Origin of the sequence: Pantanalinema rosaneae CENA516 (genome assembly GCF_050753385.1) — a bacterium.
GTDB classification, from domain to species: Bacteria; Cyanobacteriota; Cyanobacteriia; order Leptolyngbyales; family Leptolyngbyaceae; genus Pantanalinema; species Pantanalinema rosaneae.
Genome location: NZ_JBLZFZ010000001.1, coordinates 22,401 through 37,403 on the forward strand (window position 1 = coordinate 22,401; position 15,003 = coordinate 37,403).

At 50.4% G+C, this 15,003-nt stretch carries 4 protein-coding genes; 2 read left to right on the top strand and 2 right to left on the bottom strand.

What is annotated here, in order from left to right:
• The first annotated feature begins 475 nt into the window (after positions 1–475).
• Complete coding sequence (locus ACN4EK_RS00085; RefSeq protein ID WP_431655276.1) at positions 476–5,209, top strand: DUF4347 domain-containing protein; 4,734 nt, start codon at positions 476–478, stop codon at positions 5,207–5,209.
• 210 nt (positions 5,210–5,419) lie between these two features.
• On the opposite strand, the gene ACN4EK_RS00090 is transcribed toward ACN4EK_RS00085, so the two are convergent.
• Both ACN4EK_RS00090 and ACN4EK_RS00095 read right to left on the bottom strand, forming a co-directional pair.
• On the bottom strand, positions 5,420–6,328 hold the full coding sequence (locus ACN4EK_RS00090; protein ID WP_431655277.1) for a transglutaminase family protein: 909 nt from the start codon (positions 6,326–6,328) through the stop codon (positions 5,420–5,422).
• Positions 6,329–6,481: 153 nt separating this feature from the next.
• Positions 6,482–9,031, bottom strand: a complete 2,550-nt coding sequence (locus tag ACN4EK_RS00095; RefSeq protein WP_431655278.1) for an NAD-binding protein — start codon at positions 9,029–9,031, stop codon at positions 6,482–6,484.
• 381 nt (positions 9,032–9,412) lie between these two features.
• On the opposite strand from ACN4EK_RS00095, the gene ACN4EK_RS00100 reads away from it, so the two are divergent.
• On the top strand, positions 9,413–14,905 hold the full coding sequence (locus tag ACN4EK_RS00100) for a choice-of-anchor I family protein (protein ID WP_431655279.1): 5,493 nt from the start codon (positions 9,413–9,415) through the stop codon (positions 14,903–14,905).
• The last annotated feature ends 98 nt before the right edge of the window (positions 14,906–15,003 follow it).

A 15,003-nucleotide genomic window follows, 5' to 3' on the forward strand; every position in this document is an offset into this window, starting at 1 on the left:
TTTGGATGGACAATTGCATTCTGAATCATTTTAAATCTCCATGAATAATAAAAGGCTCAAACAACCTGATCACAGTTCACCATCCACGGTGTCCCAAACTGATCAACCAACAGGTAACTTCACAGATGCTGTATTACCTCTAAATGGGAGGGTTCCCGTAGATTTACAGACAAGTGAAGGTGTAAATACCCCTAAACTTTATGGATTCTTGGTATTGAGAGCCTGATAACTACGTGAATTTTCAAATTTATTCAGGTACAGTTAGATACAGCAAAGCAATTTTAGTCATGTGATCGGAGTCGATTTAGCGATCGGGCTTGTGAACCAGGTTGATCGCTCAATTGACTAATGTTCTTCGTGCAATTGAGTCTTGCCACCTTGGCTGTGTGTTTTAGCACTGCCCTGAATGCTGCATGGCGGCGATCGGGCTGTCTTGAGCCAGTTCTTACCACGTCTCTGAAGGGATTCAACACTTATGGATCTGTTGTCTTCGTCCATCACTGTTAATCGTGCGCTCTCGACCGCGATCGCTACCTCACCAACCCCTTATTCAACCTCTGATGTCCTACAGCTAACTCCGCAGCACCCTGCATCTTCGCTGGTATTTATTGACTCGGCGGTAGCAGACGCGCAGTTTTTAGCGGCGAATCTGACAGCGGGCAGTGAAGTGCATTTTCTGGATCCGATGCAGAATGCGATCGCCCAAATTACCCACACGTTACTAGGGCGGGAGAATATTACTAGTGTGCATGTGTTGTCACACGGGACGGCGGGTGGACTGCAATTAGGGCAGGACTGGCTGAATCTCACGAATTTGCAGGATTACGCGGCTCAGATGCAGTCGTGGAAAAGTGCTTTGACTGAAGATGCTGACATCTTGCTGTATGGCTGTGATGTAGCACAGGGCGAACTGGGTCAGGCGTTTGTGCAGATTCTGAGTCAGTTGACGGGTGCCGATGTAGCGGCATCGGATGACCTGACAGGCAATGCCGCTAAAGGTGGCAATTGGGTACTGGAGTACCAGACGGGTAGAATTGAATCATCGCTGGCATTTCAAACTGAGGCGCTGGCAACTTATCAAGGTATTTTGCCGCAGATTGGGGTTGCTGCCTTTACGGCTGGGGCAATTATAGAGGGATTTGAAGGACTCTCACCCGGCACCAATGTCTCAGCCTCAGCGGTTGGCGCTCAATATCTCATCCCCGGTACCAGTAATGCTTATACCTTTGTGTCTGGAGTAACGCTGACCAATCCGATTCCTAACCCGATAAATGCTAGTGGGGTAATAGTTGGAGATTTTGCGAGAGGATCTGCTGGATGGGGACTTTTAGGAAATGGATTCGTTACAGCAGCAACAGTCCCTCAGGGCACTGCCTATCTCGGATTGAATCAAGCCGGGGCATCCTATGAGTTGAGCTTCAATCAGAATGTTCTGCGAGTTGGCGGATTGATAACTGCCAGTTCCGGTAGTATTGAGCTACAAGCGTTTGACGCATCTAATAATTTGCTAGAAACGGTTTCCATTGCCTCTGTCAATGTGAATTCCTGGTCATCTAACTTCCTCGGTATCCAAAATACAGGGGGAATTCGTAGGATTCGATTCACGGGTGACTATATGGTGCTAGACGGGCTGCGGTTTGAGTACAGTGAACCTCCCGTTGTCACCCTTTCTGGTACTGCCCTCAGCTATACCGAAAATGATGCACCTATTCTGCTCGATACTGGAGCCACGATCGCTGATAGTGATTCCGCTGATTTTGCAGGTGGGACGCTGACCGTTCGATTTGCCAGTGGCGGCACCGCCAGCGATCGCCTGACGATTGAATCGGGTGGTAGTGTAACGCTGGACGGCAGAAGAGTATTGATTAGTGGCACTCAAATTGGTACCTATACCGGCGGCTTTGGCACAGAGAATTTGGTCATCTCACTCAACAGCGCCGCAAACGCGACGAACGTACAGACCTTGCTGAGGGCGATCGCTTACAGCAGCACCGATGAGCGTTTATCAACCACCCCGACCAATCGAACCGTAGAAGTTACCCTGACAGATGGCGATGGCGGTATCAGTACAGCAGTAACAACGGACGTGACAGTCATAGGCGTGAATGATGCCCCGATCGTTGGCGATCGCCGCGTTCTCTACGATGGGTCACTCAACACAACGCCTGCGGCTCAAGGTTGGTTGGCTGTGACCCCTGGCTCCGTTGAGACTGTCGGCGGCGGCGCGACCACCCTCAACTCTACAGCCCTGCTCAATCTCTACGCTGGCTACACGCGGCTGAGTCCTGTTACCCTCGATGCCACCCAGGGCTATGTGCTCAGCTTCCAAGCCCAGGTGAATGCAGAAAACCGCAACGCCGTCCTTGGTAGCGGTGCCGATAAAAATGGGAATGGCAAATTTGATCGGGCTGGTTTCAGCATGTTGGTTGTGAGTAGCGACAACACACGGGCACTTGAGCTTGGCTTCAACCTGATCGGCACAAACCTACAAATCTGGGCACAGGAGGATGGCACTAGCCAAAGCAATCCCTCTGCCCAAGCGGGAAGTGTTGGTGATACAAATCTGTTGTTTACTCAAGCCGAAGGTGTGACGATCGCCAATCCAGGCATGGGGAGTTATGATGTGGCGATCAAGGGCAATACCTATACTCTGTTTCTTAATGGTAATGCCATTCTCAGCGGCAAATTACGGAACTATACGGCAGCAACAGGTCCGATCGACCCGTATGAAACCCCGAATCTAATTTTCTTTGGCGATAACACTACCTCTGCCAGCGGCAGCTTTAGTTTAGCCTCGGTGGGTGTGACGGTAGCGGGCAATATTCCCGACCGAACCACACTCGAAGATGCGCCAGCAACCGTCATTCCATTTGGAGCATTAGATCTCGAAAGCTACACATTGCCATCATTCACTGCGACCTCTCCCAATGCTCTCGTAGCCAGTGCAACGGTTGGCGGCAGTGGGATCGCTCGCACTCTGAGCCTGACACCTGCGGCTAATGCATTTGGCATTGCTGCCGTTCAATTGGACGGTAGCGATGGGGCTCTGACCGCAACCGCTAACTTCAACTTCACGATTCTTTCGGTCAACGATCAACCTGACACCACACCCGGAGCCAATCAAACGGCGATTTCTGGTGCAGGTGCTCAAACGGTGGCAAACTGGGCAACTTTTACCCCCGGCCCCGCCAATGAATCAGGACAGACAGCAATCTATACGATCGTCAGTAACGATAATCCTGGTTTATTTAGTGTTGGTCCAGCGATCGATGCCAGTGGCAACTTAACTTATACGCCTGCGGTTGGCATCACTACACCGCAAACAGCAACGCTCACCTATCGCGTCCAAGACAGTGGTGGTACGGCAAACGCTGGCGTAGATCTTTCAGATGTGCGATCGTTCACTATCACAATCAATCCTCCCACTATTGCTTTAACTGCACCTAATAGCATTGCTGCCGAGGGTTCTACCGACACCGGGATCTTCCGCATTTCGCGGGGAAGCGTGATCGGCGGTGATTTGATGGTGAATCTGACGATCGACGGTAGCAGCACAGCATCGGCTGCTGATTATACCTTCAGCAACAACGTCAGTGGGTCTGGCTCGACTCTGACTGTCACTATTCCCGACGGTCAGAGGTTTGTTGATGTTGTCTTGACCCCCATCCTTGATGCGATCGTCGAAGGCACCGAAACCCTAACGCTGAGCCTCGCTACGGGCAGCTATGGCATTGACTCCGAGCAAGCGACAGCAAGCGTAGACATCACTGATGCACCAGTTTTATCCATTACAGCCCTGGATGTCACCGCCACCGAGTTACCTGGCAATCCTGGCACCTTCCGGATTACTCGTACTGGGGATACCAGCCAGGATATGGTGGTGAACTATACGATCGACGGCACTGCCACCAATAGTATTGATTACGCAACGCTGACTGGCACTGCAACGATCGCCGCCGGACAATCCTTTGTCGATGTCACGTTGGCTCCAGTGAATGACAATATCGTTGAAGGTAGCGAAACAGTGGTACTGACGTTAGCCGCAGGAGATTACGTCATTAGCGCTACTAACACTGCAACCGTTGACATTATCGATGCACCCATCGTTACCGTTTCTGTTCCTGATGCGAGTGCTAGCGAAAGTGCCCCTAACTCTGGCAGATTCCGGCTCACCCGCAGCGGGGACACCAGCCAGACGCTGACGGTTAACTACACGATCGCTGGCACCGCCACCAACGGCAGCGATTATACAACGCTCACCGGAATAGCCACGATCGCCGCTGGACAATCCTTTGTGGATGTGCTGGTCAATCCGATCAATGACACGATCGCCGAAGGGGATGAAACGATCCAACTGAGTTTAGCAACGGGCAATTACAACTTGGGCGGCACCACCAGCGGTACCGTCACAATTTTAGCCAACGATCCTACAATTCGAATCACGCCCGTTACGGTCAGCCAGTTTGAAGGCAACATTGGCAGCAGCAACTACACCTTCACCGTGGAGCTAAGCAACCCCAGTGATGAAGTCATCACCGTGAACTATGCTACCGCCGATGGTACAGCGACGACGGCTGACAACGATTACATCGCAAACTCTGGAACATTGATATTCAACCCAGGTGTGACCAGCCAGACAATCACAATTGCGGTCAATGGCGACACTAAGGTTGAAGCGGATGAAACCTTCCAAGTGAATTTGAGTGCGGCAACCAACGGTACACTGTCAACCACTGAGCACACAGCAACTGGGCTGATTGTCAACGATGATGCCATGCCCATCTACAACTTCAGCACTGCCAACTACCGCACGTTAGAAGGTGATGGGCTGAACACCATACTGCTTGCCATTACTCGGTCTGACAATCTCTCTCAAGCCGCCTCGGTGCAAGTGCAGTTGAGTAACGGTAGTGCGATCGCGGGGCGAGATTTTGTCGGAGGCGTGATCACGGTCAGCTTTGCGGCTGGACAGGCAGTAGCCTATCTACCCGTTCAAATTCTGGGCAACCGTCAGTCTGAACCAGACAAAACGCTGCATCTATCGTTGGTTGGTTTGAGTGAGGTAGGTCACTACGGTGGTCAGGCTCAGGCAAGTCTGACGATCGTCAATGACGATCCGAGTTCCCGCCCTATCTTCCGTAAAGGCAAGGGTCGGAGTGGCATAAAGGTCAAAAAGCCTAAGCACCGCAAAGTAAAAAGGAGAAAGTAGGACACCAAGGCCACTCGGATGTGCCGGAGCGCGAGTTCTTGCGCAAAAGAGCAGGTAAGACCGTCACCCGCCGATTGGGTGAAGTTGTAAACTGCTCAAAGTGCGTCCGATTTACCTGGTTTGGGTATTTCACTGTTTTCAAGGGTTCTTTCAAGCGATCGCTCCAAACAGCGTTGTAGCCCTAAAACAGCCGATAGACAGCCAGTGAAACTATTTTGCGGCTTCAAATTCAGGCAGTGTACCTAGTTTACGAATGGTCACATTAACATCCATTCCTAGGTAATCGCCAGCATTACCAAACCAGGAGCCAGATAAGGGAATAACCTGTCCAGGATGACGAGCGATCGCGACTCGAATTAAATCAAACCCGGCGGTCAGCTTATTGGTTGGGTCATAGGCTCGCCAGCCCGCCCCCGGTAAATAAACCTGTAACCAGGCATGGGTTGCCCCCGAACCCGTCATGCCAATTTCGCCCCCATCCAGCGCCGCATCATAGAGATAACCACTGACAAAGCGACAGGCAAATCCCAACCGACGTAGGGCTTCAATCATTAACCAGGCGTAATCTCGGCAAGTGCCTGACTGCGATCGCAACGTTTCACCCGGAGCCTGAGTCCCCTCAGCATCCCGAGCTTGATAGGTCAGGGTATGGCGAATTGTGTCCATCATCCGGTGCAACACATCCAAAGTATCATCCTGATCCCCAATCACAAAGCTTTTTGCCCAGGCGGCGACACTGCCATCCGGATCGTCCGCATGGGGACGCATAAACACCGATAAATCCAGCCATTCGTCGGGAGTATATTGCACTGGAACTTCTTTGGCGCGGGAATCCAGCGGAAACTCAGCGATCGCGGGAATGCCAAAATGCTCACCTTGCAAACGATAGGTCACCATCAGTTCTGAGGCGGGTTGGCTGAATTCAATTAACGCCACATTATTGGAGAGGGTATCCATCATCCAACGCACCTTGGATGGAATATTCGTTTCCAACGAGTAGGTTAAAAGCCGACCGACAAAGCCAACACTGGGCAGAAAAATTGCCCGATGTTCACCAAACGTCACTGGATTACGATAGCGGTAGGTCGTGGTATGTTCAAGTTCGTAAATAACACTCATGGCGACTGTTCCTAGCCAATTCACTGGCAACCTGAATGCGTACCGATGTGGCAGCAGCAACCCACTGATCGTAGTCTTGTTTGGCTGGTAAAGATATACGCACCGCCAACTATGTCAAGATTTCATTTCAGAAACCAGGGCTAAATCATCGAGTTAGAGCGGCATTAGGCGTACAGGTAACAACTTGCGTAGTTTTCGTATCAAGTGAAATGCCTGATGATCGTAGAGTGATAATGCCATCACACTGGGGACACTGAGCCGACTTGGGAGATGATCCATGAACGCTCTAGCCTCACTGAGACGACACCCAGCGATATTTTCAAGGATGTTGCCCGCGTAATAGGTGGCTCCAGGATCTAACGGTTTTAACGCTTGTAACTGCCAGCGTCGAGGGGCAGCAAGAATCCCCCATTCAATGCGTCGCAACCCGTTGATCGTAGCTAAAACAATCAAGCGATCGCCAATTTGTAACCGAATATCATCCGACGGCATCAGTCTTAGATTCCCATCTACCTGTGATCGATAGGCGATCGGGACAACACCAAAGCCATACGCGACCTGAGCTAACAACTTACCATTCAGGGTATCCCCTGCCTCAATATAGTATTCAGTCACCAGTACCGTTTGGTTGGAGAGACGAAATAGCCCTAAAATATTTTCTCCAAAGGCTGCACCTGCAAACGCCTCTGCTGACAACGCATAGATGCAAAGGGCTTTAGCATCTGGTAACAGTCCATGAATATGTTGGCTAAAGCGTTGTTCCTGGGCTCGGATGACTAAATTCAGGGTGCGATCGAGTTTGAAAGCGGCATCCCGCGCCATCAGAGCAATTTCTAAATTAAGCATCTGATCATCGGTTGCGACCACCAAGCTTTTTGCCTGTGCCAGATTGACCTTTGCCAATCCCTGCAACATGGGGCTGTAGACTAAGGCGACCTGCGGCATGAACTCCTGGTGCTCCGGGATATGAGTCAAACAAACAAAGGGTTGTCGAAATGCATACAGGTAAGTCCCAATCTGTTGTCCCACCCGTCCTAGCCCAACTAACACAACATGGTCAGATTTTGGCACAGGGGGTCGTCGTCTGAGAAATTCAAAGCGCGAACTTAAGAGACGATCGGCTAAAACTCCTAAGGCACTCAGAATAAATAGAATACTCATCGCCGTAATCAGGAAACAGATCAACTGCACCCACCAGGGAATTGAGATCGTCAGTTCTAAGCCACCAAATACATCACCATAGCCGCCTAATAACAAGATAACGGCACTGGAAATGGCTGACTGCCAAGACATCCCCGGAATATTGAGTTTCAATAGAACTGTGCCGATCGTCCCTAGACTTAAGGCGATCAGCAAGCCCATAATACTGATAGTGCGGGTGCGATCCTGGCTAATCCAGCTTCGCCACTGGAAGAACTGCTGCCGCCAATCTCCCTGCTTAATCTGCCGTAGCCGTTGCCAGAATTGTTGCCAGGGACTGAGCGGGGCTGAAGTCTGCCGTACCCCGATCGGGGATTCGACCGCCTCAATGTAAATCAGAGTATCGTTGAGTTGAACACGTCCTTCTGGAGACCATTGGTAAAATAACTGTTCGATCGCATCGGTCGAGGATGGCTTGGGTTGTGAGGGTTCCGTGGGTGGATCAGAGGAGGGGGCTGGAACATAACACAGTAAACGGCTCGATTCTTTATGCAATTTATGAATGGGTAGATTGGAGAAGCGATCGTCGGCTGACTGCACCTGATGTTTGATAATGCGGAGTTGCTGTTCACCGAGCTTGAACTGTCCTAAAATTTCCTCACCAAGTGCGGCTAACGCAAAGGCTGATGCTGATAGTTCCGTCGGCTCGAAGGCAGCAAAGTTACCTAATTTCTGTTTTAACAATTCAGTTAAATTGTGCTTACTAGAACGCACTAAAAGACGAATATGGGGATTCAATCGTCGGGCTGCGATCGCGGTTTCAATGTTGACGTTTTCATCACTGGTAACAATCAAAATGGCGCGACATTGTTCAATGCCTGCCTGTCGTAAAATGTGGTCTTGCCGACAATCCCCCCGCGTAAAATTTCCAGTCAATCGTTCAGGGAGTTGAGCAATTTCCCAATCATCCGGTTGCTGGCGATCGATCGCGGTGACTTGAATTTCACAATTTTGTGCCCAGTTTTGCAGAGCAAACTCCTGTAATGCCATGACACAATGCTGACCCAATTTCCCCAAACCACAGACTAGAAAATGTTCAACCCGGGCGGTTAATGGTGGTTGAGGAATAGAAGCATCGTTGGCAACCAGGTCACTTGAATCACTGTAGGGGTCGCCGCTAGAGTACAACCAGGATTCAGAACCCTGGGTTGTAGAACTGGGAGATGGTAGGAAGTGATTAAGTAAGTTTGATAATTCAGTCGGTTCAGTTAAGTTACGTCTAATTTCGTAAATCCAGTCTGCAAATGGATTTTCCAACTGCCGCCCATAAATTCTGACGGTATGAATTAAGGGATTATTCAGCTTAGCAAGACTCCGGTTTACGGCGGTCAGGATTGGTTGCTGTGGGGGCACTGTTAGCGATTCGGATAAAACAATCAGGTCATTATTCTCATCTTCAACTTTGATAATAATTTTCTGGCAGGAGAATATTTGATTTAACCATATTTCCAGTTCCGTTGCCTCTTGCCAATCCGATAATTCTGAAAAGCCGGACTGTGCCATAACCAACACCCTTTCACTCAATCAGCATGTGTCAAAAACGTATCACTTTACACAATCTTAACAATGGATGTATTTCAGCTTACATGCCTCCGTATAAACCTCAGTGATACATTGCTATCGGGAAGTAACCCCACAGAAAGAGTTCAGCGTCTGTCAACCTTGGAGATTGATGGGATGGTTTGATTACTGGTAACAAAATCCAAATCAGATGACAGCTAGTTCTGTACCATTCAGCTGATCTTTCAAGCATTCAAGTTGTGTGCCTTTAAGGCATGTTGATGTGTTCAATGTTCCATCTCCGGCAAGCAATTGTTGGAGGAATTTTTCGTGCTGAAAAACTACACAATAACACGTTATTTGTATTGAATAGGAGACTTTGGTATGGCGATCGGCGATAACGATACGAGCACCGGATTTCTGACCAAAATTGGTGGCTATACCAGTAGCAATGGCGCTGAGATTCCGGCTTTTGATCCAACCAGCCAGCGTTTGTTTGTAGTTGCGGGTTCTACCATAGAGATTCTCGACCTCAGCAATCCCAGCAGTCCAACGAAATTAGGGGATTTGAATCCCGGCTTTGCGATCCCGACCGGAACAGCCGCTATTCCCAATAGTGTGGCAGTCAAAAATGGCATTGTCGCGGTGGCTTATGCGATTCAAAATACCACCACGAATGCTCAGTTACCTGGACGTGTCAGCTTCTTTAATGCGGTAGATGGTTCCTGGCTCCACTCTGTAGAAGTGGGCTATTTGCCAGATATGCTCACCTTTACCCCAGATGGCACAAAGGTTCTAACGGCGAACGAAGGAGAACCCAACAGTTATGGGCAGCCAGATTCCTTCGATCCGGAAGGGTCAGTGAGTATCATCGATTTGACCAATGGCGTGACCAATGCCACGGTTCAAACGGCAGGCTTCACAGCATTCAACGATCAAATTGATAGTTTACGCGCCGCAGGAGTCCGCATTTTCGGGCCGGGTGCTACTGTCGCTCAAGATCTGGAACCGGAATATATTGCCTTTTCGAGCGATGGAACCAAGGCATACGTTACTTTGCAGGAGAACAATGCCTTCGCGATCGTCGATATTGCGACTGCCACGGTTACCGAGATCAAACCGTTAGGGTTCAAGAACTACAATCAGCCAACAGTGACTGGGCTGGAAACTTACGAGTTCACCAACCTGCCAGTTTTAGGAACAACTGCCGCCGGACAGGAGATTCCGTTAGGGGGCTTTTCAGGGTTGACCTTTGAGGGCTACACGGCAACTGGCGACCTCAAGTTCATTACCCATACCGATCGCGGTCCGAATGGCGAACCAACGGGCATTAATCGTCCTTTCCTGCTCTCTGACTTCGCCCCAGAAATTATTCGGTTTGAACTCAGTCGCACCACGGGGCAAATTACCATTACTGAGCGGATTCAGCTCAAGGATGCCCAGGGCAATCTCCTGTCCGGTCTGCCCAATACCGCCATCAGCAACAACGCTAACCAACCTTACAACGATGAAGTTCCGGTAGATCTGCAAGGTAACGTTTTACCACTAGATCCCCTGGGGGCTGACCTGGAAGGTATTGTGGTGGCACCGGATGGCACATTCTGGATGGTAGATGAATACCGACCCGCCATCTATCACTTCAATAGCAATGGCGTGTTGATCGATCGCTTCGTGCCGATCGGAACGGCTGCCGCCGCCGGACAACCTGCCGGAACCTTTGGGACAGAGGTGCTACCAGAAGTCTTGGCACAGCGCCGTCAGAACCGGGGGTTTGAAGCCGTGGCGTTGCAGGATGGCAAGGTGTATGCCTTTGTTCAGAGTCCGCTCCGCAATCCAGATACCCTCAGTAATGCCACACTCAATGGGTTGCAGAATATTCGGATTGTTGAGTTTGATCCCGCGACGAATACAACCCGCCAGTTCCTCTATATTATGGACAACCCACCGGCGGTCAGTTCTACGGATACGCGTGCCGATAAAATTGGTGATGCGGTGGCGATCGGGAATGGCGAATTTCTCGTCCTGGAACGGGATGATGATGCGATCGACAGCGACCCTCTGGAGCAAATTCAGAAGAAGATATATCGCTTTAGTCTGGCAGATGCCACAGATATTTCTAGCCTACCCAATCTGATCAATGGCAAAACCCTGGAGCAGATGACTCTGGCAGAACTGCAAGCGGCAGGTGTGACCCCGATTCAGAAAACGCTGCATGTTGATCTGGCAACGGCAGGTTACAACAGGGTGGAGAAGGTAGAGGGCTTGACGATTATCGATCGCAATACTCTCGCGGTCATCAACGATAACGACTTTACGGTAGCTGGCATCACCATCGATCCCACTACGGGAACCTTTACACCTGATCCCAATGCCGAGAAGCCAATTCTAGGACTGATCACGCTCCAGCCCAATGGCATTGACCCCAGCGATCGGGATAACGGAATTAACATTCGATCGGTGCCCGTCTTTGGCATGTATCAACCCGATGCGATCGCTAGCTTTACGGCGAACGGTCAAACCTACTTCATCACAGCCAATGAAGGGGATGCTCGCGATTACCTGGGCTTTAGTGAAGAAATCCGGGTAGGGGCAAATGGTTATCGCATGGATGCAGCGACCTTTCCGAATGCCACAACCCTGAAACAAACGGCCAACCTGGGACGGTTAAATGTCACCTCTGCAACTGGCGATACCGATGGCGATGGTGATTTCGATCGCATTGTCGCCTTTGGGGCGCGATCGTTCTCGATTTGGGACAGCAACGGCAACTTAGTGTTTGACAGTGGCGATCAACTCGAACAAGTTACGGCGGCTCAAACCCCCACCTTATTTAACTCGGATGGTACTGCCGCCAGCTTTGATACTCGCAGCGACAATAAAGGCCCTGAGCCGGAAGGGGTAGTGGTTGGAGTGATCAACAACCGAACCTATGCCTTTATTGGCTTGGAGCGTACCGGGGATGTGATTGTCTATGAAGTCACGAACCCGCACCAGCCCGTCTTTGTGCAATACCTGAATTTGCCTGAAGATGTAGCTCCCGAAGGCTTAACCTTTGTGTCAGCAGCCGATAGCCCGACTGGGAAGCCATTGCTGATTACCGCGAGTGAAGTGAGTAACACGGTGGCTGTGTTTGAAGTAACACCACCAATTCGGATTAGCGACATTCAAGGAAGCGGACATACCTCTCCTCTAGCCAATCAAACTGTGACGCAGGTTCCCGGTATTGTCACAGCGCTAGAATCCAATGGCTTCTACTTGCAAGATCCCCATCCTGACAACAACGAAGCCACTTCAGAAGGCATCTTTGTCTTCACAAGCTCTCGTCCCACTGTAAGAGTAGGGGATGCCGTAGAAGTTACGGGTCGGGTGAGCGAGTTTATTCCCGGTGGTGCTGCCACAGGCAACCTGTCGATCACCCAGATTACGGCAACGGGTAATACAGCCCGAATTACGGTGCTATCCAGTGGTAATCCTCTACCGGCGGCGATCGTGCTGGGAGTCGATCGCATTCCCCCCAACCAAATCATCGACAACGACAACTTCACCCTGTTTGACCCCATCCAGGATGGCATTGACTTTTACGAAAGCCTGGAAGGTATGCGGGTAACTGTAAAAGATGCGTTAGCCGTTAGCCCGACCAATAATTTTGGTGAGATCTTTACTCTGGCAAACAACGGTATCGGTGCAACGGGTCTCAGCGATCGCGGCACTATCAACATTAGCCCCAGCGATTTCAATCCAGAGCGCATCCAGATTCAGCTTGATCCAGATACCCTACCGGGATTTCCCATCCCGCAGGTCAATGTCGGTGATCGTCTGGGAGATGTCACTGGAGTCATAGATTACAACTTTGGCAACTTTGAAGTCAAAGTTACCCAACCCTTCACCCCTGTAGCAGGGGGACTGCAACCCGAGGTGACGCTACTCACGGGTACATCCAGTCAACTGACGATCGCGAGTTATAACACCCTCAACCTGGATCCTCGACTGGAGGACATTACCAAAGTCAGTGGCACTACTCCGGCACAACGTCAAAGTAATGTGGATGACGATACAGCCCGGTTCGCAGCGATCGCACAGCAAATTGTCAACCACCTCAAGAGTCCCGATATCCTGGGCTTGCAAGAAATTCAGGACAATGATGGAGCAGAACTGAGTGAGATTGTGGCAGCGAATGAAACCCTGCAAACGCTGATTGAGGCGATCGTGGCAGCAGGAGGGCCCCGTTATGCCTTTGTCGATCACCCCTTCATTGGGAATGGCACGAATGGCGGTCAACCGGGGGGCAATATTCGGAATACGTTCCTGTATAACCCCGATCGGGTTTCTCTGGTGACTAATTCCGTTCGCACCATTACTGACCCAACCCAGCAACAGGCTGACAGCCTCGCCTTTGATCAGTATGCGCCTGATCGCAATCCTTTTCTAGATAGCCGATTACCTCTGGTGGCAACGTTCTCATTCCAGGGGCAGGAGGTGACTGTGGTCAATAATCACTTTGCTTCTAAGGGCGGTAGCAGTCCTCTATTTGGTGCGAACCAGCCCTCAGTATCTGACCAACCTAATCAGGGACAGGAAAATCCAGCTATCAACGGTGGGGTAGAGCAGCGGCGGGCGCAGGCAGAAGCGGTCAAGGGCTTTGTCGATAGTCTGCTGGCAACTGACCCCTATGCCCATGTAGTTGTTTTAGGAGACTTGAATGAGTTTGAATTTATCTCACCGCTGACTATTCTGGAACAAAGCCTGGTTAACCTGACCAACACGCTGCCAGATACCGAACGCTACTCTTACATCTTTGATGGTAATTCCCAGTCCCTGGATCATATCCTGGTCAGTCAGGGGTTGGTGAATAAAGGCGTAGAGTTTGACATCGTTCATGTCAATAGCGAATTTGTCAACGCTGCGAGTGACCATGATCCATTACTGGCTCGATTAAATCTCAGTAATCTGGCTCCTATCAACACCGTTCCCACGGCTCAAACCACCACGCAGGATAGTATCCTGATCTTCTCCGCCGCCACAGGCAACGCCATTGCCATTAGCGATGTTGATGCTAACAATGGGATCGAACAGGTGCAATTATCGGTTAGCCATGGCTTCTTAAGTCTCGGCAGCACTAATGGTTTAACTGTAAATGGCAATCATTCCGCTAGCATCACTATTCAAGGAACATTGACTAATCTCAACAATGCTCTAAATGGCTTGAAATATACGCCCGATGCCCCTGCCGTTCTTCATGGCTCTGTCACCTTTACTATCCTCACGGATGATTTGGGTAATACGGGAATTGGTGGAGCCCAAACCGATACAGACAGTTTCACGATCGCGGTCAATCCTGCCCATCTAATTCTTGGCACTTCTGGTAACAATACCCTCCGGGGGACTGCCGGAGCCGATACAATTTATGGTCGGGCTGGAAATGACAAAATCTATGGCAATGGCGGCAATGACATTCTCCTCGGTGAGGATGGCAACGATGAATTGTATGGTGGTTCCGGTGATGATTACATCGATGGTGGCAATGGTAACGACAAAATCTATGCCTATGGTGGCAACAATACGATCTACGGTCGCGCCGGAAATGACACCATCAGCGTTGGTCATGGAATCAATTTCATTGATGCTGGATCGGGTAACGACACTATCTACCTCGGTGGTGGGCAAGATACGATCGTGTTGGCACGCGGGAATGGCATCGACACCATTTATAACTATGCGGCTGGCTCAACCCGCTTTAATCTGACGGCAGGATTAACCTATGAGGGGCTAACGATCGCTCAATCTGGCAATAACGCCTTGATTAGTGCAGGTACGGAGCGACTTGCTACGTTGGTTGGGGTGCAAGCTAACAGCCTGACACGCCACCACTTTATTTAAGCTGATCAAGCCCTGATCTGGAACTAGCCCCCTTTAGTCACTGATGCCAACAACCAAGTGACTGTGGGGGCTAACCAGCTTTAAACATGATGGGAGAT